Consider the following 21,176-nt stretch of genomic DNA (forward strand, 5'->3'; position numbering starts at 1 on the left):
TTAGAATAACAATATGCCTATTCGCTCTTCTCAACCTTTGTATATTCAGGCCTGTGGCTTTCACTCTGCCATGGGACAAGATGATGCACTCATCCACCAGTGTTTATCGGGAGCGAAGCCATCCAACATGGTGGTTGACCAAGATATTTTAAATTCAGGCCGCCAAACAGTAATCGGTCGAATTGCACAGACGTTACCGCAATTACCACCCGCACTCAGCCAGTTTGATACGAGAAACAACCGCCTCGCACTTTCGGCTTTGCAGCAAATCGAAGGCGACGTGCGTGACGCCATGGCTAAATATGGTCGTGACCGTATCGCAGTCGTGATCGGCACCAGCACATCTGGCATTTCAGATGGCGAAATCGCATTTGGTGAAAAGCTGGCAAAGGGTAATTTTCCTGCCGACTACCATTACACCAAACAAGAGCTTGGCAACTGCAGCGATTTTATTGCCGCCTACTTTGATTTGAGCGGCCCACATTACTCAGTTTCAACCGCCTGTTCTTCTAGTGGCCGTGTCTTTTTAACCGCGCAACGCATGATTCGCTCTGGCATTGTTGATGCGGTTATTGTGGGTGGTGTGGATACCATTTGTTGCCTCACACTAAACGGCTTTAACGGTTTAGAAGCTCTATCCGATAGCCTTTGTAAGCCGTTTGATCAACATCGCAACGGCATCAATATCGGCGAAGCCGCAGCATTAATGTTGCTAAGCAAAACACCTGCGCCCGTTGCTCTTCTCGGAGCTGGCGACAGCTCAGACGCACACCATATTTCCGCACCACATCCAGAAGGGTTAGGCGCAGAAGAAGCGATGAAAAAAGCGTTGGCCAATGCAGGACTTACAGCGCAAGACATTGGTTACATCAACGCGCATGGCACAGCAACGCCGTTAAACGATGCGATGGAAAGCAAAGCCATTCATCGCTGCTTTGGTGACTCCGTTCCCGTAAGCTCGACAAAGCCACTTACCGGACACACATTAGGCGCAGCAAGTGCAACGGAAGCCGCGATCGCTTGGCATATTCTCAAGTACAACCTTGATTTGCCAATACAACACTGCGAAACCAAGGCAGACGATATCCATATATCGTTAGTTGAGACGCCAACCAAACTGGGTAACAAAGCGATTCTCAGCAACTCTTTTGCTTTTGGTGGCAATAATATTAGTCTTATTTTTGGTTACGCTCATGACTAAACTTCCTCCCATCGAACAACTTTTGCCACACGACAAACCAATGATCTTGGTTGATCGTGCTTTGGATGTTCAACAAGATACGATTCACTGCCAGGTTGATATCGTAGAACACAACCCGTTCTTCGACTCAGCCTCTCAAACTGTGCCAGCTTACGTTGGCATTGAGTTTATGGCGCAATCTGTCGCGGCGTGGTCTGGTTACCACGCATTAATGAAAGAACAAGCGCCACCGATTGGCTTTTTGCTTGGTAGCCGTCGATACACGTCTGAATGCGATGCGTTTTCTCGCGGACAGGTGCTCGATGTGTATGCTGAAAAAGTTATGGAAGATAACGGTATGGCGGTTTTTTCAGCCCGTATTGAGCTACAAGGAACTGTTGTAGCGACTTGCCAATTGAACGTTTACGTTCCATCAGAAGAAAAATTACAAGAAATGAAAATCAGGAGTCAACAATGACCCGACAAGTCCTCGTTACAGGTGCCAGCAAAGGCATCGGTAAAGCCATTGCCGTTCAATTAGCCAAAGATGGTTTCCAAGTCATTGTCCATTACATGGGCGATCAACAAGGCGCGCAAGACACCCTAAACACCATCGAACAGCATGGTGGTAGCGGTCGTCTTATCCAATTCGACATCAGTGACCGTGCAGATTGTCGTGAGAAGCTAGAAGCCGATATCGCCGAACACGGCGCTTACTATGGCGTCGTAAACAACGCTGGCATCACAAAAGATACCGCTTTCCCTGCGATGACCGAAGAAGAATGGGATGGTGTGATTCATACCAACTTAGATAGCTTCTACAACGTTCTTCACCCTTGTGTTATGCCAATGGTGCAAAAGCGCAAAGGAGGCCGAATTGTTACCCTTGCATCAGTATCTGGCCTGATGGGTAACCGTGGTCAAACCAACTACAGCGCAGCAAAAGCGGGCGTAATTGGTGCGACAAAATCACTCGCACTTGAACTGGCAAAACGCAAAATCACCGTTAACTGCGTTGCACCAGGACTTATCGACACAGGCATGGTAGACGAACACGTGAAAGAACACGCGATGCCGCAAATTCCTCTGCGCCGCATGGGAGAGCCAGAAGAAGTTGCTGGTTTAGTCAGTTACCTTATGTCTGACATCGCAGGCTATGTAACTCGCCAAGTCATTTCGGTAAACGGAGGCCTAGTATGAGCCGTCGAGTTGTTGTAACCGGAATGTCGGGTGTGACTGCGTTTGGTAACGATTGGCAATCTGTCGAACCAAAACTGCGTGACTGCCAGAACGCGACGCAATACATGCCTTCTTACGAACAGTATGATGGTTTGAACACCAAGCTCGCGGCACCAATTTTAGATTTTGAACTGCCAAAGCACTACAAGCGCAAGCAAGTACGCGGCATGGGGCGTGTTTCCAAATTGGCGACCGTCGCAACAGAAAACGCACTGAGCCAAGCAGGTTTGATTGGTAACGGCGTACTCACCAATGGTCAAACGGGTATCGCATACGGCTCATCAACAGGCAGTACTGACGCCATCGGCGCATTTGGTGTCATGCTGAATGAGAAAACCACGAAAGCGATCACCGCAACGACTTACGTGCAGATGATGCCGCATACCACAGCAGTGAACGTTGGTCTATTTTTCGGTTTGAAAGGCCGAGTGATCCCAACCAGCAGTGCATGTACCTCTGGCAGCCAAGCAATCGGCTACGCCTACGAAGCGATCAAACATGGCTACCAAACGGTAATGGTTGCTGGTGGCGCTGAAGAATTGTGCCCAACGGAATCCGCTGTCTTCGATACCCTTTTTGCCACCAGTCTGAAGAATGAAGACCCGAAAAGCACACCAAGACCTTATGACTCCGATCGCGATGGTTTGGTGATTGGTGAAGGTGCGGGAACACTGGTTCTGGAAGAGTACGAACACGCCGTCGCTCGTGGCGCGAAAATCTATGCAGAAATCATCGGTTTTGCCAGCAACTGTGATGCCGCACACGTCACTCAACCACAGATGGAAACCATGCAAATCTGTATGGAAATGGCTTTGCAAAACGCGGGCATTCCTGCTGAGAAGATCGACTATGTATCTGCTCACGGCACTGCCACCGACCGCGGCGATATTGCGGAAAGCAACGCAACAGCGAATGCTCTGGGCAAAGTGCCAATCAGTTCACTCAAGAGCTACTTTGGCCACACACTAGGCGCCTGTGGCGCGATTGAAGCGTGGCTAGGTTTAGAAATGATGCACACAGGTTGGTTTAACCCAACGCTCAACCTAGAAAACCTCGACGAGCAATGTGGCGATTTAGACTACATCGCTGGACAAGGTCGAGAGCTGGACGTGAAATATTTGATGAGTAACAACTTCGCCTTTGGCGGCATCAACACCTCCATCATCTTTAAAAAGATGTAATTCCCTTAATAAATGCAAAAGCGCTGGTTAACCAGCGCTTTTTTGTTGGTGGCTATCCAGATTGCTAGAGAATGCCATTCAAAAGTTGTAGATAGAGTGGCAATTACAGCCAAAAACCTAAAAACGACAAAGCCCCGACAACTCAAAGAGTTATCGGGGCTTTTGAATAAATGGCACGCCCTATTGGATTCGAACCAATGACCACATCCTTAGAAGGGACGTGCTCTATCCAGCTGAGCTAAGGGCGCGCTACAGGGACAGGATTATACGAGTTCAAACGGGTAAATCAACGGGTTTTCATAACATTCTGATCTGAATGCCTAAAAAAAGTCCATTAAAACGCTTAATGTTCAAAAACACCACAAAGCAAACGTTTGCGTATGGATGTTGATAAGAAATTCTGCGACAATGCGCCGCAGATAATCTGCCTTCTTAATTTATAAGGAAAGTCATGACTGCTCAAAATATAGACGGAACTCTCATTTCCCAAACTGTTCGATCCGAAGTGGCTGCACGTGTTAAAGCACGTGTTGAAGCTGGGCTACGTGCTCCTGGTTTAGCAGTGGTTCTAGTTGGTGAAGATCCTGCTTCTCAGGTTTATGTCGGTAGCAAACGCCGCGCATGTGAAGAAGTTGGGTTTGTTTCTAAGTCTTTTGACCTTCCTGCGTCTAGCTCAGAAGAAGAGTTACTAGCGCTGATTGATGAATTAAACAGCGATGATGAAATTGACGGCATTCTAGTGCAATTACCCCTTCCTGCGGGCATAGACACAACACATGTTTTAGAGCGCATTCACCCAGAGAAGGACGTGGATGGCTTCCACCCTTATAACGTTGGCCGTCTTGCGCAACGTATTCCAAAGCTTCGCTCTTGCACGCCAAAGGGCATCATTACCCTACTCGACCGTTACAACATTGAGCTACGTGGTAAACATGCGGTTGTGGTTGGCGCATCAAACATTGTTGGTCGTCCAATGACACTTGAGCTGCTGCTTGCGGGCTGCACAACAACAACATGTCACCGTTTTACCAAAGACCTAGAGAGTCATGTGCGTCAAGCTGACGTTGTCGTGGTTGCGGTTGGTAAGCCTAACTTCATCCCTGGTGAGTGGATTAAAAAAGGCGCAGTGGTGGTCGATGTCGGTATTAACCGTCTTGATTCAGGCAAACTAGTTGGTGACGTGGAATACGACAAAGCACGTGAAAGTGCGAGCTTTATTACTCCTGTTCCTGGTGGTGTTGGCCCAATGACCGTCGCAAGTTTAATTGAGAACACAATGCTCGCTTGCGAACAGTTCCACACAGACAAATAATGTAAAACTTCAGATACGAAAAAGGCTCCGCAAGGAGCCTTTTTGCTAATTGTTGATATCTATTTCAATTACAGACTTAAAATCACGCCCGCAATCGAAGCGCTCATTAAGTTCGCCATGACACCAGCGATAATCGCACGGAAACCATGCTTAGAAACAAATGCACGCTTTTCTGGTACCAATGAGCCCAACCCACCAATCAGCATCGCCATGCTTGAGATGTTTGCAAAGCCACACAAAGCAAACGTCACGATTGCTTGTGAGTGTTCACTAAGTTGAGACTTCACTTCTGCAAGCTGGATGAAAGCGACGAACTCATTCACCACAATCTTGTTACCAATCAGCGAGCCTGCTGTGGTTGCTTCTTGCCATGGTATACCCAACAACCAAGCGACTGGCGCAAACACAAAACCTAGGATGAGCTCAAAACTTAATGGTGTCCCAATAAGATCACCTATCCAGCCTAACATGCCGTTTAGCATTGCAATGACACTAATAAACGCCAGTAACGTACCACCGACCGATACAGCAATGCGTACACCCGCCATGGCACCATCGGCTAATGCTTCTACTACGTTGGTTGCACGTGGAATTTCAACTTGGCTAATGTCGATATCTGCTGCTTTATCCGTATCTTCTGGCATTAAAATTTTTGCCATCAACAAGCCGGCAGGTGCTGACATAAATGCAGCAGCAATAAGATAGTTGAGGTCGACACCCAGTGATGCGTAACCAACCAACGTTCCGCCAGCAACTGACGCTAAACCACCTGTCATAACTGCAAAGAACTGCGAGTCAGTCATGTGTTTTAGGTAAGGCTTTACCATTAATGGTGCTTCAATGGTGCCAACAAAGATATTCGCCGTAGCAGACAAAGACTCAGCACGACCGATACCCAGCAGCTTTTGAATACCACCACCGATAAAGTTAATGATTTTTGGCATCACACCAATGTGATAAAGACCTGAGATAAGAGAGGAGAAGAAAACGATGATACCCAGAACATTGATCGCAAAGGTGAAGCCCCCTGTCGCCAAATTACCGAATAAAAACGCAATGCCCTCTTGACCATAGTTGATCAAATTCGACACAACACTGCTCACTGAATTCAGCGCATCTCTTCCTGCTGGTACATATAAAACCAACAACGCAAACAGTACCTGCAAAGCAAACGCAAACGACACCGTTCTCAGCTTTATATTTTTTCTATTTGTAGAAAGTAGCCATGCTAGGAATAGTATGGCTACGATACCAATAATTGAGTTCATAAAATGAATCCGACAGAAGGGGGATATGGAAGGCACCGGATTGTATAGCGGACTCAAAATGCTGCAAGTTGAGGATGTTAACAGTGTGAAAAGTTTAAGCGACCAATAACTGACCAACAAAATAACCAATTGAATTTATTGAAGATAAACGTTTGCTTATTTTAATTATTTCCATATAGAAAATATGTTTCTGGTTCAGGAAAAATTTTTGTGAAGTGAATCACCTTATGTGTCGTTCTACAACGTCATTGATCCTGTTATTTAGGAATAGAGATGTAAGGTGCCAAACGTTGGTCCCAATGACAAGGGTTGCCGATCTTCTGTTTGATAAAGTTAATCACTGCGGATATTTTTTTTGGCATATGCTGGCGGCTTGGGTATACCGCATAAAACGGCATCGACTGGCTGGCTTTCCAGTCAGGTAACAGCTGTATTAACTTACCCGTTCTAAACTCATCCCCCAGCAAGTAAGTGGCAAGGTAGGCAATACCCCAACCTGCAATAGCCGCATCCCGAACGGCTTCTGCCAGATCTACTGAATAGTTACCCGAGACTTTTACGTTCAATTCTTGCTGATCTTTGGTAAACGCCCACCCCGTATAGTCACGCTCCCAGCTTCTGTATATGAGGCAGTTGTGAGCAGATAGGTCATCCGGTTCTGTTGGCGTGTCATGTTTCAATAAGTAATCTGGCGATGCCGCAACAACAAACTGGCAATCCGTCAAACGCTGCGCAATGTAACCTTCAGGCAAATGCTCGTTGTTGGTTACCCATAAATCGAGCCCTTCGGCTAACATATCGACCTTATAGTCAAACAGATGTACTTCCACTTGAAGTTGAGGATACAGTTCGCGTAACTCTTGAATCGCTGGAATAATGTGTAAGGTACCAAATGATTGCGACAACCCAAGACGTACCAAACCTGCTACTTCATCCCGCTGGGTTTCCATCTCTAATGTGGCGCTGCTCACCGCTTGTACCACTTGCTCACAGTGATGAAAAAAGGTTTTCCCTGCCTCTGTCGGCGTAAAGCTTCGCGTAGTGCGTTGAACAAGCTTGATACCAAGAGACGCTTCTAACTGACTCAACTGTTTACTCACATGAGACACCGACACGCCTAAGCTCTTTGCAGCAGCTGTGAAGCTTTTGTGTTTAAGAAGAGCGGAGAAAATCACCATTTGTGCGGCACGTTCAGATAACACGCTTTACCTCGATTTGGTTATAGAAAAAACAAAGGGCTCCGAAGAGCCCTTGTATTGAAGACTGGATGCCGAATTGTTTGTGGCAGATCAGTATTTAATGCGGTCAGCCAAGTGGCTCACAGCAAGTGCGAAGTAGTAAGAGCGGTTCCACTTCATCAATACGTTGTAGTTATTGTAAACCAGATACGTACGACCATTCTCGTCGTCCGGCATGATCAACCATGCTTTGATGTCTTCATCCAGTTTTGGCAACGGGCTACCGTCATATTTTGTGATACCTAATTGGCTCCACTCTTGAAGGTATTTGCCTTTTTCAGCCGTGCGCCCTTCCAGGCTGCGATCAATATTTTTAGGAACCTTAACTTGGCGACCCCAAGTATATTTATCATCCCAACCAGACTTGCTCAAATAGTTAGCGGTCGATGCAAACACGTCCGCTTCAGATTGCCATATGTCTTTTTTACCATCACCGTTGCCGTCAGCAGCAAAACGAAGGAAAGAGCTTGGCATAAACTGGCATTGACCCATCGCACCAGCCCATGAGCCTTTAAAGTTCTCTAGCTCAATATGGCCTTGATCGAGGATCTGCAGTGCCGACATGGTCTCTTTACGGAAAAACTCTTCACGACGGCCTTCAAATGCCATTGTGGATAGTGCATCAATCACTTTAAAGTTGCCGGTAAACTTACCAAAGTTACTTTCAACTCCCCAAAGTGCCACAATAAAGCGCGGGTGGACACCGTACTCATCGCCTATACGCTTTAGCTCAGTGTAATGCTCTTTGTAGAGTTGTCTGGCTTGCTTCACCTTCCATTCAGGCACCGCGCGAGGAATGTACTCATCCAATGTCAGTTTCTTTTCTGGTTGGTTTCGGTCCGCTTTTACTGCTCGGGGCTTGTACTCAACATTAGCAAAAGCAGCACTAATGACCTGCTCTGAGATACCTTTATCACGAGCTTCAGCACGCAGCTTATTCAAGTATTCATCAAAACCCTCGCTACTAGCAAAAGCCGAGGTACACATACCAACGCTAAGCATGGTAGCCAGTATTTTTTTCATATTGCCCTCCTTGAGCAAGGCAGAAATCCCAGATGAAAAACGATGACGTTATTCGCCTTTCTGCTGGGCTTTTTGTTCTTTGTACTTTTCTAATAGGTTCTCCGGCGGCGGTGGAACCTGAAGAAAGAAGCCATCATTTTGTAATGAAGCCTTCACTTTTTCGATATCAACTTGTGCCAATTTACGGCCATCAAGTTTAATCGTCATGACAGCGATAGGCTTACCGAACATCTGCATTAAGGTGTCAGGAACCTGTGAAAAATCATCCTTTTTCGGAATATAGAGATAAGTACCTTCTTTTTTCGAGCTTTTATAAATAGAACAAAGCATGACACGCCTTTTATGCTGATTTAGCCGCGTTGAGTGCGGATTAGGTTGAAAACGTCAAATTCTCGCAAACTTAATAGCAAATTTGAGATTAATTCACCTATTTGCCCACGAGAGAACTTGCTGCGTCAAAGGATGAAATATAACATGACATACCTAGTTTAAGGCAACGCTCTTTCAATAAAGGCAAGAAGTCCACGATGACCCATTCACCAGACCTTAAAGGTAGCAGTTTTACATTGTCAGTTTTACACCTTTCTGACAATGAGATCGCAAAGACTGTCGAATTTTTGCAAGAAAAAGTTTCTCAAGCACCTTCTTTTTTTGCATCCGCGCCTTTGGTAATCAATATAGCAAAAGTACAAGGCGACATTGATTTCCCTAAGCTTAAACAAGGCATCTCAGATGCTGGTTTTATTCCGGTCGGTGTAACGGGCTGTAAAGACAAGCGTGTACAAAACCTTGCTTCCGAAGCTGGCTTCGCCATTATGTCGGCGAGCAAATCACCAAGCCAAGCACCTGCCAAAATGGCACCAACGAAAGTAGTTCGTACGCCTGTCCGCTCAGGACAACAGATCTACGCAAAAGATGGTGATTTGGTGGTGCTGGCGCACGTCAGTGCAGGTGCTGAAGTCATTGCTGACGGCTCTATTCATATCCATGGCACACTTCGAGGTCGTGCGATTGCAGGAGCAAGTGGTCAGCAGGAAGCGCGTATTATTTGCCACGATTTACAAGCAGAACTGGTATCCATTGCGGGTGACTACTGGTTAAGCGATCAAATTGAAAGCGAGTACTGGCAAAAGAAAGTAATGATCAGTAAAGCCGATGAATCATTACATTTAGAAGTTCTCGCGATTTAATCTAAAAAGGAAAAAAAATGGCACGCATTATTGTAGTAACGTCTGGTAAAGGTGGCGTTGGTAAAACCACTTCAAGCGCAGCCATCGCCTCTGGTCTAGCTCTTAAGGGAAAAAAGACCGCGGTGATCGATTTTGACATCGGTTTGCGTAACCTCGATCTAATCATGGGCTGTGAGCGCCGCGTCGTGTATGACTTTGTAAACGTCATTAACGGCGAAGCGACATTAAACCAAGCGCTGATCAAAGATAAGCGCACGGACAACCTATTTATTCTTCCTGCTTCTCAAACTCGTGATAAAGACGCACTGACAAAAGATGGTGTTCAGCGCGTATTCGGCGAACTTGATGAAATGGGCTTTGATTTCATTATTTGTGATTCACCAGCAGGTATCGAGCAAGGCGCGTTAATGGCCTTGTACTATGCCGATGAAGCCATTGTCACAACGAACCCAGAAGTCTCTTCTGTGCGTGACTCTGACCGCATTCTCGGTATTTTAGATTCTAAGTCACTGCGTGCAGAACAAGGGCTAGAGCCAGTAAAACAGCATCTGTTACTGACTCGCTACAACCCATCTCGCGTCACTCAAGGCGAAATGCTAAGCGTTGAAGACGTTGAGGAGATCTTACATATTCCACTACTGGGCGTGATTCCAGAAAGCCAAGCCGTGCTTAACGCGTCAAACAAAGGTGTGCCAGTCACTTTTGACGATAACACCGATGCGGGTATGGCTTATTCTGACACCGTTGATCGCTTATTAGGCAATCAGGTTGAATTTCGTTTCCTTACTGAGGAGAAGAAAGGACTCTTTAAACGACTCTTTGGAGGCTAGACATGTCATTATTAGAATTTTTCCGTCCACAGAAGAAAACTTCTGCGAATCTAGCTAAAGAGCGTTTGCAAATCATTGTCGCAGAGCGCCGCAGCCAAAATGATCCTGCGCCGTCTTACTTGCCTCAATTAAAAGAAGACATCTTGAAGGTGATCAGCAAGTACGTGGCAATTGATCCAAATATGGTTGACTTAACATTTGAGCACAAAGACGACGATATCTCAGTTCTTGAGCTAAATGTGAAGCTACCAGACGAAGAAAAGTAATCAGTTTCTCTCGCCAGACGAATGCTCTAATTAGAACGAAAAAGGTTGGCATCGAGGCCAACCTTTTTCATCTTTCATTACTTTAATGCTTTGTTCATCTTGTCGCCGAGTAAATCCAAACGCCACCCTTGCATCAAATCAGGCAACACTTCTGGGTCACGATCTTTTTTCCAAACCCAACTGATCAACTGATTGATCTGCTTTTTAGAGGCAAGGAACTCCGTGGCTAAACCAGACTTCTGCGAAGCCGATTTCACCAAGTCTTTCATATTTTTGAAGACCTGCTTGTAACCCGGATAGTCCATTAAACGCTCAATTTTCGCAGGATACTCTTCAGAAGGTGTTTGCTTCGCTTGTTTAACAATCGCGGCAATCTTCGCGCCATGGCGGTTAATCGCTCGGATATCAATATCTTCTGCTTCCATCTTCTTAAAGTTCGTTAAACCAAGACGAGCGACCGTTAATAGATCACCTTCTTTGAAGATAAAGTTCAGCGCTAAATCTCGTTTGATTGCTTCACGATAACGCCACGTCGCCAATGGCTTTAAAATCGCCAGCTCAGAAGGTTTTAATTGCCAAGCGCCCTTAATATCAAGGTAGGCATTCTCTTCATTGGTTACGCGAATACGTTTCGAAACGAGTAAATCACTTTCTTGCTGTACAGCTTCCCACCAACCTGCTTGCGTCACCTTATCGAACAGCTTTTCGTATAACGGTAACAAGTAATGAACATCTGCGGCAGCATAATCTAATTGCTTTTGTGTCAGTGGACGAGCCATCCAGTCGGTACGTGATTCACTTTTGTCGAGCTCTACGCCTAAATATTCTTCCACCAGCGATGCGAAGCCTGTCGATAGGCCGTGACCGAGAAAAGCCGCCATCAGCTGCGTATCCACCATAGGGAATGGTGTACAACCAAAAGCGTTTTGGAAAACTTCTAAATCTTCACCACATGCGTGCAGCACTTTTAGCACAGAAGTATCTTTTAATAGCGCTACAAACGGCGTCATATCCGTTAATTCAGTCGGATCAATCAGCGAGAGGCGATTACCATCGAAAAGCTGAATCAGACCTAACTGCGGGTAGAAAGTGCGAATACGAACGAATTCGGTATCCAGCATCACTACGTCTGCCTCTCGGGCATGAGTGCAAACCTCTTCTAGGTCTTTGTTTTTAGTAATAATTTGATAGTTCACATACTTCTCGCTATAAAAATGCCAGCAAAACGCTGGCATTCTATCATTTTTTAAATCTCTCGACTCGACGAAATCGGCTTATGCGCTTTTCTTCGCAAGTTCAGCGTCATTCTCTTCGCGTAAAACACGACGCAAGATCTTACCGACATTGGTTTTAGGTAAGTCTTCGCGGAACTCAACCAACTTCGGAACTTTGTAGCCAGTTAAGTGTTCTCGACAATGCGCGATCACTTCGTCTTTGGTCAAGCTCGGATCACGTTTCACGACATAAATCTTCACTAATTCACCAGACACTTCATGCGGCTGACCAATAGCAGCAACTTCAAGTACTTTGCCGTGTAGTGCTACAACGTCTTCAATTTCGTTCGGGTAAACATTAAAGCCTGATACTAAGATCATGTCTTTCTTACGGTCAACGATATGCAGGAAGCCTTCGTCATCGAACTTAACGATGTCGCCAGTTGATAGCCAGCCGTCTTCGTTAATCGTATCTTTCGTTGCTTCAGGTCGTTGCCAGTAACCTTGCATAACCTGAGGACCACGAACTTGAAGTTCACCAGTTTCAGTATTCGCAAGAGCGTTGCCTTCTTCGTCCACGATACGAACTTCTGTTGATGGTACCGGCAGACCAATAGAGCCATTGTATTCAACAAGATCATGCGGATATGCCGCCACCAACGGAGAACACTCTGTTAGACCGTAACCTTCGAGCAAATAGCAACCCGTGGTCTTTTGCCATCTTTCTGCCACTGAGCGCTGCACTGCCATGCCGCCGCCAACGGCTAAACGTAGATTACTGAAATCCAACTCGTGGAAATCTTCATTGTTGACCAATGCATTAAATAAGGTATTCACGCCCGTAATCGCAGTAAACGGATGCTTTTGTAGCTCTTTCACGAACCCTGGAATATCTCTAGGGTTGGTAATAAGTAAGTTACGACCACCCATTTCGACAAACAGCAGACAGTTTACGGTAAGAGCAAATACGTGATACAGCGGTAATGCTGTTACGACTAATTCACGCCCCGGAGATAAAACCGGTCCGTACGCGCCTTTTGCCTGTAGAACGTTCGCAATCATGTTGCGGTGAGTCAGAATCGCGCCTTTCGCGACACCTGTCGTCCCCCCCGTATATTGCAGGAATGCAATGTCATCCCCAGACATAAACGGTTTAACGTATTGTAGACGACGACCTTTACGTAGAGCCTGACGCATTGAGATTGCACCAGGTAAATCGTACTTAGGCACCATGCCCTTAACGTACTTCACGACAAAATCGACAATCGTACCTTTCGTTCGTGGCAGCATTTGACCAAGACTGGTTAACACTACGTGTTTGACTGGTGTTTTATCGACAATTTGTTCTAACGTATTCGCAAAGTTAGACACAATCACAATCGTCGTCGCACCTGAGTCATTCAATTGGTGTTCAAGTTCACGAGGAGTGTAAAGTGGGTTAACGTTTACGGCGATACAACCTGCACGCAAAATACCAAACAACGCCACTGGGTATTGCAGTAGGTTTGGCATCATCAGAGCAACACGGTCACCCTTTTGCAGTTTTAACTCGTTTTGCAGATACGCTGCGAATGCGCGACTACGCTCTTCCAATTTACGGAAGGTCATAACCGAGCCCATGTTCATGAATGCTGGTTGGTCTGCATATTTTTGTACAGACTGTTCAAACATTTCTACCAAAGACTCATATTGCTCTGGATTAATGGTTTCAGGTACGTCACTTGGATAACGTGAAAGCCATGGTTTATCCACGATGTTACTCCTCGTTTATAACTGGCTAAAAAATAGCGTCCTTTTTATTTTGAAAGCTATTACAGCACAGCGAACGTGCTTGAGCACGCAACTCTCAAACACTTGTTTAAATTTTGTTAACTACACCAAGAATTCGCGTTGCGACCTCGAGTATTTGCTCTAAATGACAGTGATGACCACCCTTGACAGAAACCACTTGCGGTGGGTTCTCTCCCCAATCAGCTTGGTTAGATGGTAAATTCTGAAATCCTTGATCGCCTAATACAATCAAATGAGGACAACGTATTTGGCTGGTAATCGAGTTAGCATGCGCTTGCGCCATTCGGTAAAGCGACGCACATTTTAACTTGGCGTCATGCCGCCAATACCATTTATCTCCTCGCTGCTCTGTTCCACGCTCGACTATCGGTAGAAGTTGCTCAGCGGTTAATTGGTTGGCTTGCATGCGTAATTTTAACGCCAGATCGAAGGAGGCAATGGCTCGCTCTGGCTTGTTTTGCTGTCTTATTCGACTTAAAACGCCATCGCGAAGACGAGGCAAACTGTTAGTAGGATCCTCATGAAGAGGTCCTGCTCCCTCAATTTGCACAAGAGCTTCGACCTGCTCTGGAAACGCTGCACTATAGCAACTTGCGATTAAAGCACCAAGTGAATGCCCTACTAATATCAGTCTGTTTGGTGATAATTCGTCCAAAAACTGATACAAATCGGCAATATAGTCGTGAAAGGGGTAATAATTATCGTGAGATTTATGACTCGATAAACCGTGACCAAAATGATCGATGGCGAGGAGGTGTAAGTGAGGATTAAGTTGATTCAACTGCTCCATGAGCGCTTTAAAGCTGCCCGCATTATCTAACCACCCATGAAGAAAAACGACTGACAAGTCAGCCGTTTTCTCGTTCCCTATCTCAAGGGCTGCCATTTTGCCGGCAGGAAGCTCGAATTGACGCTCATGCATCGCAGATTATTTGACCTGTTTTATCACTTTACCGTCTTGCGGGAAATCATTACGCCACATGCGGCAGTTAATCGAGTAACATGGGTAAAAGTAGGTTGGCGAGTCATACATGCGTACACGTTCTTCAATTTTCCATAAACGGTACCCTTCCCCCTTAATTACTGGGAAGATGTAACCGTGCTCACCGATCTTTCCTTCTTCTTCCCCTGCTCCTTTGCCTACAACCGTCACCAAACGGCCTTCACTAAAGGCGACAGGCTCTAAATAGCCATCAAAATAGGCGACAAAACGCCCCGTAGGCTCTTCATCGATATCAGGTTTACCAGACTTACTGATAGGAAGGTTTACAATCTCTAGACGCGTTTTATCTTTAAAGTTATCCACTTTAGCGATGATTCCACCAAGGCGAACATCTTCACTCACTTGCCCCTGAGACTCAGCAAAAGCTTTATAGTCTGTAACGACCAATTCTGTGCTTGCATTTAGCTCCTCAGGCAACGAGCTACACGCAGACAAACCAACCGTAGCAAATAATGCGAGAAAAAACCGTCCAAAAACCTTCATAAACCACCTTTCAATATTAGTAACCCCAAGCTGGGGAGATCTCACACGTAAATATCGACACCAAGTAATTGAGCCAGTTCCTCTTTTTTAGCTCGATTCATGACATCCATGTACTGCTCCATTGCTTTACGTGCGCCCCCTTCAGGAAGGTCATATTGCACTTGAGCTCGGTGAATTTGGGACTCATCCACGTGTTTTATGGAGTGCGCCACGGCGTTAGCAACCTTTGAAGGCTGACCTACAGGCTGCTTTGTTTGTGATTTATTTACCTGCTTCTTTTGACTGGCTTTATTAGTGCGATTTGCACCGGGAATCAAAGAAGGAGGCAAGCCATTAATCGACGCCATAGCACTCCATAAAAATACAGGGCAAACGCCCTGCTTTTTGTCAGGTTAATGAAAAACGGACTATTCGCGACCAGGAAGTTTTTTCCATGTCACATTATCACGTAAATAAACAGGGCTCGAATCTTCGACCGGCACGGTATTACCCTTTTTAAATTCTTGTTCAGCAAGAATCACAATGTCTTGTGAATCAGGGTACAGAACGTCACCATGCGTCAAATTAAACGGTAGGTCTGCTAATACTTCTTGGTAAGCATCCCAACCAGTACCTGCTGTCGTCCACGTTTTGTCGTCTGCTTGTGCTTCTTCAACTAGACGTGCTGGTGGAATTACGCACTCTGCATCCATCTCTGCCCACTCACCGTTTGCTTGGCGAGTGTAACGTGCCCAGTAAACTTCACCCATACGTGCATCAATGGCCACAGCGACATCGGTCACACCATGTAAGCGATAGCTACCTTGAGCCATTGCAGCCAGCGTTGAAACGCCGATCATAGGTAAGTCAGCACCGAACGCCAAACCTTGTGCGATACCAATACCGATACGAACGCCAGTAAAGCTACCTGGACCACGTCCAAACGCTAACGCATCCAGCTCTTGTAGAGTCAGGCCAGCTTCTTTGAGTACTTCATCAACCATTGGCAGTACTTTTTTGGTGTGATCGCGTGGTGCAACCGCGCTACGTGAAATCACTTGATCATTAGCCAACAACGCAACTGAACAGTTTTCAGTCGCTGTATCGATAGCAAGAATTTTTGCGCTCATTTAACTCTCTACAACTTTCATTTATTGGGTTATGCCTCAGCACTTGCGTCTGTGACAGATTGTTCTGCTTTCAGGAATGCTTTGATTCCATCTAAGTCTCGCGTCCTTGGGATAGGTGGTAGGCTTCCGAGGAAAATACCACCATAGTCTCGCGTGACGAGGCGATTATCACAAATGATCAACGCACCGTGATCCTTCTGATCTCGAATTAATCGCCCTACTCCCTGCTTTAACGTAATCACTGCATCCGGGATTTGTACTTCAGCAAATGGTTCACCGCCACGTAATCGACAATCCTCGATACGGGCTTTGAGTAACGGATCGTCAGGGGCGGTAAACGGTAATTTGTCGATAATAACACAGCTCAGCGCATCACCTCTAACATCAATCCCTTCCCAGAAAGCGCCCGTCGCCACGAGTAAAGCGTTACCCAGTTCCATAAACTCCGCCAAGGTTTTCTGCTTACTCATCTCCCCTTGCATTAACACAGGCAGCTCAAGTACTTCTCGGAACTTCTCACCTAGTTCACGCATCATGCTGTGAGAGGTACATAAAAAGAAGCAGCGACCATCATTTTCTTCAATCACCGGAGCAAGCATTCGGACTAACTTATCCGCTAAGCCGTTACTGTTTGGCTCTGGCAAATACCTTGGCACACAAAGGCGCGCTTGTTTTTGATAATCAAAGGGGGACGGCAGAGAAAATTGCTTTGTAGGCTTGAGGCCAAGGCGCTCAGTAAAGTGCTTGAAGTCGCCCGATACAGCTAGGGTTGCTGACGTGAAAATCCACGCGCCTTGTTTAATCTCTATTTGCTCATGGAACTTGTCCGCGACAGAAAGAGGCGTAATGTGCAGAGCGAAATGACGAGGCGAGGTATCGTACCAGTATGAGTAACCGGTAATATCGACATCACAGACGCGGTCGATGCGGCCTTTGATCAAATTGGCTCGTTCAAAAGCGGTATCCAGTAATTGACTGCGCCCTAAAGCTATTTTGAGTACATCAATCGCCAATTCGAGGCTGTCAGTTAAGCGCAATAATTCTCGCTTAATAGAACCTGATTGCAACGCCTCACGCCAGTTGCCACGAAAGCCTGGCTCACCCAATACAATCCGCATGTCCATTGCGCTTTGCATGAGTTTGTCGCCCACTTTTTGCAATTGACGCATATCTTTGGCTTCGGTGCGGTAGGCTATTTCAATGTCTTTGGCAAGATCGTGAATTTGGCGGCTTGAAACTGACTGGCCGAAATATTCGCTCGCAATATCTGGCAACTGATGAGCTTCATCAAAAATAAACACATCGGCTTCTGGAATCAGTTCACCGAATCCTGTTTCTTTGATCGCTAAATCAGCAAGAAACAAGTGATGGTTCACTACAACAATGTCGGAATCCATGGCTCGCTTACGCGCTTTCAATACAAAGCAATCGGTGTAGCTCGGACACTCTTTACCTAAACAGTTATCATTGGTTGAGGTGATAGTCGGAATGATCATGCTGTCTTCTGGCAGATCATCACAATCACCAAGGTCACCTGTTTTGGTTTCTGATGACCAAGCACGCACTTTAACCAGTTGAGTTAATAACGTCGGGTCAGATTCATTAGTGTGGCTTTCGACCATTTGGCGGCTCAAACGATCCAAACACAGATAATTAGAACGCCCTTTTAATAACGCCACTTGGCCATAAAAACCAAGCGCATTGACCATGAGCGGTAAGTCACGATGGTACAACTGCTCTTGCAAGTTTTTCGAGCCTGTACTGATGATCACTTTTTTACCGCTCAACAGCGCAGGGACTAGGTATGCGAAGGTCTTACCGGTTCCGGTTCCTGCCTCCACCACCAACTGGGTTTGATCTTTGATCGCACTGCTGACGGCTTCCGCCATATCGATTTGTGGCTGACGAGCTTGAAAGCCAGGAATGGCCTTACCTAACGCGCCATCAGAGGAAAAAGTTTTTGCGATCATGCTTGGTATTGAGTTTGAAAAATTATCGAGAGTATATCAGAGGAATAGGAGTGACATCAGCCCACAATCTGACCAGCTTGCGGCGACACGCGGATATTTTGTTGAAACCAAAGTAAGAATAGATTATTTATGGTGAAACATGGCAGTACAATTACACCCGCCAGGGAATAATAACAAATTCGTACGCTAAAATATTAATGCATGGAAGTACCTGATTTATGGAAAAGAAAACACTGTTGACCCACTGTTCTGACGCCCCGGGTCTCATCTCGAAAATTACTAATATCTGTTACAAGCACCAACTCAACATCGTTCACAATAACGAATTTGTTGATAATACCAGTGGCCACTTTTTCATGAGAACGGAGTTGGAGGGGTACTTCAACGATCAAACGTTTCTTGCCGACTTGGACCAAGCTCTCCCGCAAGGTGCTAAGCGTAAATTGGTTGGCTCTCGCCGTAAGCGCATCGTCATTCTCGTCACAAAAGAAGCGCATTGTTTAGGCGATATTCTGATGAAAACCTACGATGGAAGCCTAGATGTTGAGATCGCCGCTGTGGTGGGGAATTACGACAAACTGCAAACTCTCACTGAACGCTTCGACATTCCTTACCACCATGTGACCCATGAAAACCTTAGCCGTGAAGAACACGAGCAGAAGATGCTAGAAGTGATCGATCAATACGATGCTGACTTTTTGGTGCTAGCTAAATACATGCGCGTATTAACGCCGACGTTTGTTGAGAAATATCACCACAAAATCATTAATATTCATCACAGCTTCTTACCTGCTTTTATTGGCGCGAAGCCATATCAACAAGCTTACGATCGCGGTGTGAAAATCATCGGTGCAACAGCACACTTCGTGACTAATGATTTAGATGAAGGGCCGATCATCAAGCAAGACGTAATTCCTGTCGACCATACATTCAATGCCCAAGATATGGCGCAAGCGGGACGCGATGTAGAGAAGAACGTATTGAGTAAGGCTTTGAATAAAGTGATCAATGACCACGTCTTTGTTTATGGGAATAAGACAGTGATCCTGTAATCCCTCCGTACTAGTTACAACGATAGTGAAACCCGTCCAACTTGGCGGGTTTCATCTTTTCAGAAGATCCCCCCTCCAATTCTAACCATCAAAGTTAAACCGATACGTTATAATTTTTCATTTCTCCACAACTATTTACTGAGAGAATGATTCCGTTTATCATTTGCCCTCCTTATAATAAACCACGTTAATATTACGGAATTAAAATGAAAAAACGTTAGTGGCTTTTCTGATTGGGCTGACTTTACCAGCAACCACAATCGCAGATACTCTTGAGCCTGTTCAGAATGATGTATCCACTCGCATTATCGGCGGCGAACCTGCCAACACTTCCGACTGGAAATTTATTGCTTCACTGGTACGTAAAGGACAACCTACATCTATTGGTCACTTTTGTGGTGGCAGTTTCCTAGGTGGAAAATACGTATTAACTGCTGCGCACTGTGTGGAAGGTCTTAATGCGGACGATCTGGATATCGTTCTTGGTCTTTATGACAAAAACAGAGAGTCTCAAGCACAGCGCATCGCCATTAAAAATATCTATTCACATGATGAATATAACAACATAACAACGAACAATGACATCGCTCTTATTGAATTAGAACGCAATATCGATAGCGCAACTATTGACCTGGCAACGCCAGAACTTTTAGATAGCGTACGCGTAGGAGACAAGTTGCACGTGGCTGGATGGGGAAATACGTCCACGACAGACCGAATATACCCAACCGTTTTACAACAAGTAGATTTGGAATACGTAGATCGAGCTACCTGCCAAAACCTACCAGGAAACTACTCTAATGTATCAGATGACGGTATTTGCGCCGGATACTATTGGGGAGGTAAAGATAGCTGCCAAGGAGATAGCGGCGGTCCACTCATCGTTGATGATAACGGTATCAACAAATTGCTAGGCGTGGTCAGCTGGGGGGATGGATGTGCTCAACCAAACGCTTATGGTGTTTACGCCAACGTCGCTCATTTTCAACACAATGGATGGATAGATAGCCATCGCAATACTATCAGCTTCACTAAGTACCGAGATCTTCGTTTCGTTGAGCGAAAAGCGCAGCAAGAGACCTTTACTATTCGTAATGACGATACTATCCCATTCAACATCTACCAAAGCACAATATCATACGGAAGTACCATCGAGAAAAGCACTTGTACTGGTACCTTAAAGCCTTCGCAAAGCTGTCAAATTACCGTCGGCTACCAACCTAGCTATTCGGGATCAGAAACAACGATAGAGCTCTTTACCGATCATCCGAAACTGTCCAGACTCACAACAACTTTCGAGTATTCAGGTGTAGATAAAGCAAGCAGATCAGTGCGTAATGCCATTCCGCTAGCAGACGCAAATGTTTATACCGGTCAAAACGCTTGGACGGCTGAAAATGGTGAACTGCAATCAGCGGATATGGGAGCTTATCCTGGTGTATCTGAGCTGGTTTTGACCGATCTTCCGAAGGGCAAACTTACCATGGATCTCAAAGTAATGTCCGATGGTTTTGATTACTTGTTCATCTTAGTTAATGGTGAAATTTACGATAGCACCAACCAACTCCTCGATTATAAAGAGATCCAGATCGATCTTTACAAAGCATCTAATACGATAACGTTTGAATACGTCCAACACCCGTTTTCAAGTGGCATTTACAGCGCGCAAGCATTTGTTCGCAACATAAATATGTCAGTCAGCACAGATAATACGGGCGATGCTGGTAACGACGTTAATAAAAAGTCTAGTTCAGGCGGCAGTTTATCTATTGGCCTACTGGTGTTAATGGCTGCAGGTTCATTCGTACGACGCAAAAAAAGGTAACG

At 45.6% G+C, this 21,176-nt stretch carries 21 protein-coding genes and 1 tRNA gene; 10 read left to right on the plus strand and 12 right to left on the minus strand.

What is annotated here, in order from left to right; translation table 11 throughout:
* Positions 1 to 13 precede the first annotated feature (13 nt).
* Genes R7Q46_RS16265 through R7Q46_RS16280 form a run of 4 tightly spaced genes read left to right on the plus strand, consistent with a single transcriptional unit; the run spans position 14 to position 3,600 of the window.
* Complete coding sequence (locus R7Q46_RS16265; protein WP_225497036.1) at positions 14 to 1,201, plus strand: beta-ketoacyl-[acyl-carrier-protein] synthase family protein; 1,188 nt, start codon at positions 14 to 16, stop codon at positions 1,199 to 1,201.
* Entirely contained in the window at positions 1,194 to 1,658 is a 465-nt protein-coding gene (locus tag R7Q46_RS16270) for a hotdog family protein (protein WP_047009504.1), read from the plus strand. The genes R7Q46_RS16265 and R7Q46_RS16270 overlap by 8 nt, the downstream gene beginning before the upstream one ends.
* Complete coding sequence (fabG, locus tag R7Q46_RS16275) at positions 1,655 to 2,380, plus strand: 3-oxoacyl-ACP reductase FabG (protein ID WP_005388326.1); 726 nt, start codon at positions 1,655 to 1,657, stop codon at positions 2,378 to 2,380. The genes R7Q46_RS16270 and fabG overlap by 4 nt, the downstream gene beginning before the upstream one ends.
* Positions 2,377 to 3,600: a beta-ketoacyl-ACP synthase gene (locus R7Q46_RS16280; protein ID WP_138939384.1), complete on the plus strand. Its 1,224-nt coding sequence runs from the start codon at positions 2,377 to 2,379 to the stop codon at positions 3,598 to 3,600. The genes fabG and R7Q46_RS16280 overlap by 4 nt, the downstream gene beginning before the upstream one ends.
* A gap of 171 nt (positions 3,601 to 3,771) precedes the next feature.
* Here R7Q46_RS16280 and R7Q46_RS16285 read toward each other — a convergent pair.
* Positions 3,772 to 3,848, minus strand: a tRNA-Arg gene (locus tag R7Q46_RS16285).
* Positions 3,849 to 4,051: 203 nt separating this feature from the next.
* On the opposite strand from R7Q46_RS16285, the gene folD reads away from it, so the two are divergent.
* Positions 4,052 to 4,912: a bifunctional methylenetetrahydrofolate dehydrogenase/methenyltetrahydrofolate cyclohydrolase FolD gene (folD, locus tag R7Q46_RS16290; protein WP_318077614.1), complete on the plus strand. Its 861-nt coding sequence runs from the start codon at positions 4,052 to 4,054 to the stop codon at positions 4,910 to 4,912.
* 68 nt (positions 4,913 to 4,980) lie between these two features.
* On the opposite strand, the gene R7Q46_RS16295 is transcribed toward folD, so the two are convergent.
* The 4 genes from R7Q46_RS16295 to R7Q46_RS16310 all read right to left on the minus strand — a co-directional run bounded on the left by R7Q46_RS16295 (position 4,981) and on the right by R7Q46_RS16310 (position 8,771).
* Positions 4,981 to 6,180, minus strand: coding sequence for a NupC/NupG family nucleoside CNT transporter (locus R7Q46_RS16295; protein WP_005382298.1), 1,200 nt, complete (start codon positions 6,178 to 6,180; stop codon positions 4,981 to 4,983).
* A gap of 257 nt (positions 6,181 to 6,437) precedes the next feature.
* Positions 6,438 to 7,382 (minus strand): LysR family transcriptional regulator, encoded by a 945-nt coding sequence (locus R7Q46_RS16300; protein WP_017634801.1) that lies wholly within the window; start codon positions 7,380 to 7,382, stop codon positions 6,438 to 6,440.
* An 87-nt stretch (positions 7,383 to 7,469) separates the two neighbouring features.
* Positions 7,470 to 8,441 (minus strand): lytic transglycosylase domain-containing protein, encoded by a 972-nt coding sequence (locus R7Q46_RS16305; protein ID WP_005388330.1) that lies wholly within the window; start codon positions 8,439 to 8,441, stop codon positions 7,470 to 7,472.
* 48 nt (positions 8,442 to 8,489) lie between these two features.
* The gene (locus R7Q46_RS16310) at positions 8,490 to 8,771 is read right to left on the minus strand and encodes a YcgL domain-containing protein (protein ID WP_005382303.1); all 282 of its coding nucleotides are present in this window, start codon (positions 8,769 to 8,771) and stop codon (positions 8,490 to 8,492) included.
* A 197-nt stretch (positions 8,772 to 8,968) separates the two neighbouring features.
* Between R7Q46_RS16310 and minC the strand changes: the two genes are divergently transcribed.
* The 3 genes from minC to minE are packed head-to-tail and all read left to right on the plus strand — an operon-like array spanning position 8,969 to position 10,727.
* Positions 8,969 to 9,631: a septum site-determining protein MinC gene (gene minC, locus R7Q46_RS16315; RefSeq protein ID WP_005382304.1), complete on the plus strand. Its 663-nt coding sequence runs from the start codon at positions 8,969 to 8,971 to the stop codon at positions 9,629 to 9,631.
* A gap of 17 nt (positions 9,632 to 9,648) precedes the next feature.
* The gene (gene minD / locus R7Q46_RS16320) at positions 9,649 to 10,461 is read left to right on the plus strand and encodes a septum site-determining protein MinD (RefSeq protein WP_005388331.1); all 813 of its coding nucleotides are present in this window, start codon (positions 9,649 to 9,651) and stop codon (positions 10,459 to 10,461) included.
* Between the two features lie 2 nt (positions 10,462 to 10,463).
* Positions 10,464 to 10,727: a cell division topological specificity factor MinE gene (minE, locus tag R7Q46_RS16325; RefSeq protein ID WP_005388332.1), complete on the plus strand. Its 264-nt coding sequence runs from the start codon at positions 10,464 to 10,466 to the stop codon at positions 10,725 to 10,727.
* 77 nt (positions 10,728 to 10,804) lie between these two features.
* On the opposite strand, the gene rnd is transcribed toward minE, so the two are convergent.
* The 7 genes from rnd to R7Q46_RS16360 form a co-directional block, all read right to left on the minus strand.
* Entirely contained in the window at positions 10,805 to 11,923 is a 1,119-nt protein-coding gene (gene rnd / locus R7Q46_RS16330) for a ribonuclease D (RefSeq protein ID WP_031777213.1), read from the minus strand.
* Positions 11,924 to 12,001: 78 nt separating this feature from the next.
* Entirely contained in the window at positions 12,002 to 13,693 is a 1,692-nt protein-coding gene (gene fadD / locus R7Q46_RS16335) for a long-chain-fatty-acid--CoA ligase FadD (RefSeq protein WP_318077616.1), read from the minus strand.
* Positions 13,694 to 13,799: 106 nt separating this feature from the next.
* Complete coding sequence (locus R7Q46_RS16340) at positions 13,800 to 14,654, minus strand: alpha/beta fold hydrolase (RefSeq protein ID WP_005382215.1); 855 nt, start codon at positions 14,652 to 14,654, stop codon at positions 13,800 to 13,802.
* Positions 14,655 to 14,660: 6 nt separating this feature from the next.
* Positions 14,661 to 15,218: a Slp family lipoprotein gene (locus R7Q46_RS16345; RefSeq protein ID WP_005382214.1), complete on the minus strand. Its 558-nt coding sequence runs from the start codon at positions 15,216 to 15,218 to the stop codon at positions 14,661 to 14,663.
* Positions 15,219 to 15,259: 41 nt separating this feature from the next.
* A complete protein-coding gene (locus R7Q46_RS16350) occupies positions 15,260 to 15,565 on the minus strand; it encodes a hypothetical protein (protein WP_047102883.1) in 306 nt (101 codons plus the stop codon).
* 60 nt (positions 15,566 to 15,625) lie between these two features.
* Complete coding sequence (tsaB, locus tag R7Q46_RS16355; RefSeq protein WP_033906910.1) at positions 15,626 to 16,327, minus strand: tRNA (adenosine(37)-N6)-threonylcarbamoyltransferase complex dimerization subunit type 1 TsaB; 702 nt, start codon at positions 16,325 to 16,327, stop codon at positions 15,626 to 15,628.
* A gap of 29 nt (positions 16,328 to 16,356) precedes the next feature.
* Positions 16,357 to 18,297 (minus strand): ATP-dependent DNA helicase, encoded by a 1,941-nt coding sequence (locus R7Q46_RS16360; protein WP_005382210.1) that lies wholly within the window; start codon positions 18,295 to 18,297, stop codon positions 16,357 to 16,359.
* Positions 18,298 to 18,515: 218 nt separating this feature from the next.
* On the opposite strand from R7Q46_RS16360, the gene purU reads away from it, so the two are divergent.
* The gene (purU, locus tag R7Q46_RS16365; RefSeq protein WP_005382206.1) at positions 18,516 to 19,349 is read left to right on the plus strand and encodes a formyltetrahydrofolate deformylase; all 834 of its coding nucleotides are present in this window, start codon (positions 18,516 to 18,518) and stop codon (positions 19,347 to 19,349) included.
* Between the two features lie 220 nt (positions 19,350 to 19,569).
* The gene (locus R7Q46_RS16370) at positions 19,570 to 21,174 is read left to right on the plus strand and encodes a S1 family peptidase (RefSeq protein ID WP_213871771.1); all 1,605 of its coding nucleotides are present in this window, start codon (positions 19,570 to 19,572) and stop codon (positions 21,172 to 21,174) included.
* Positions 21,175 to 21,176: the final 2 nt, after the last annotated feature.

Source organism: Vibrio sp. 811 (assembly GCF_033339195.1).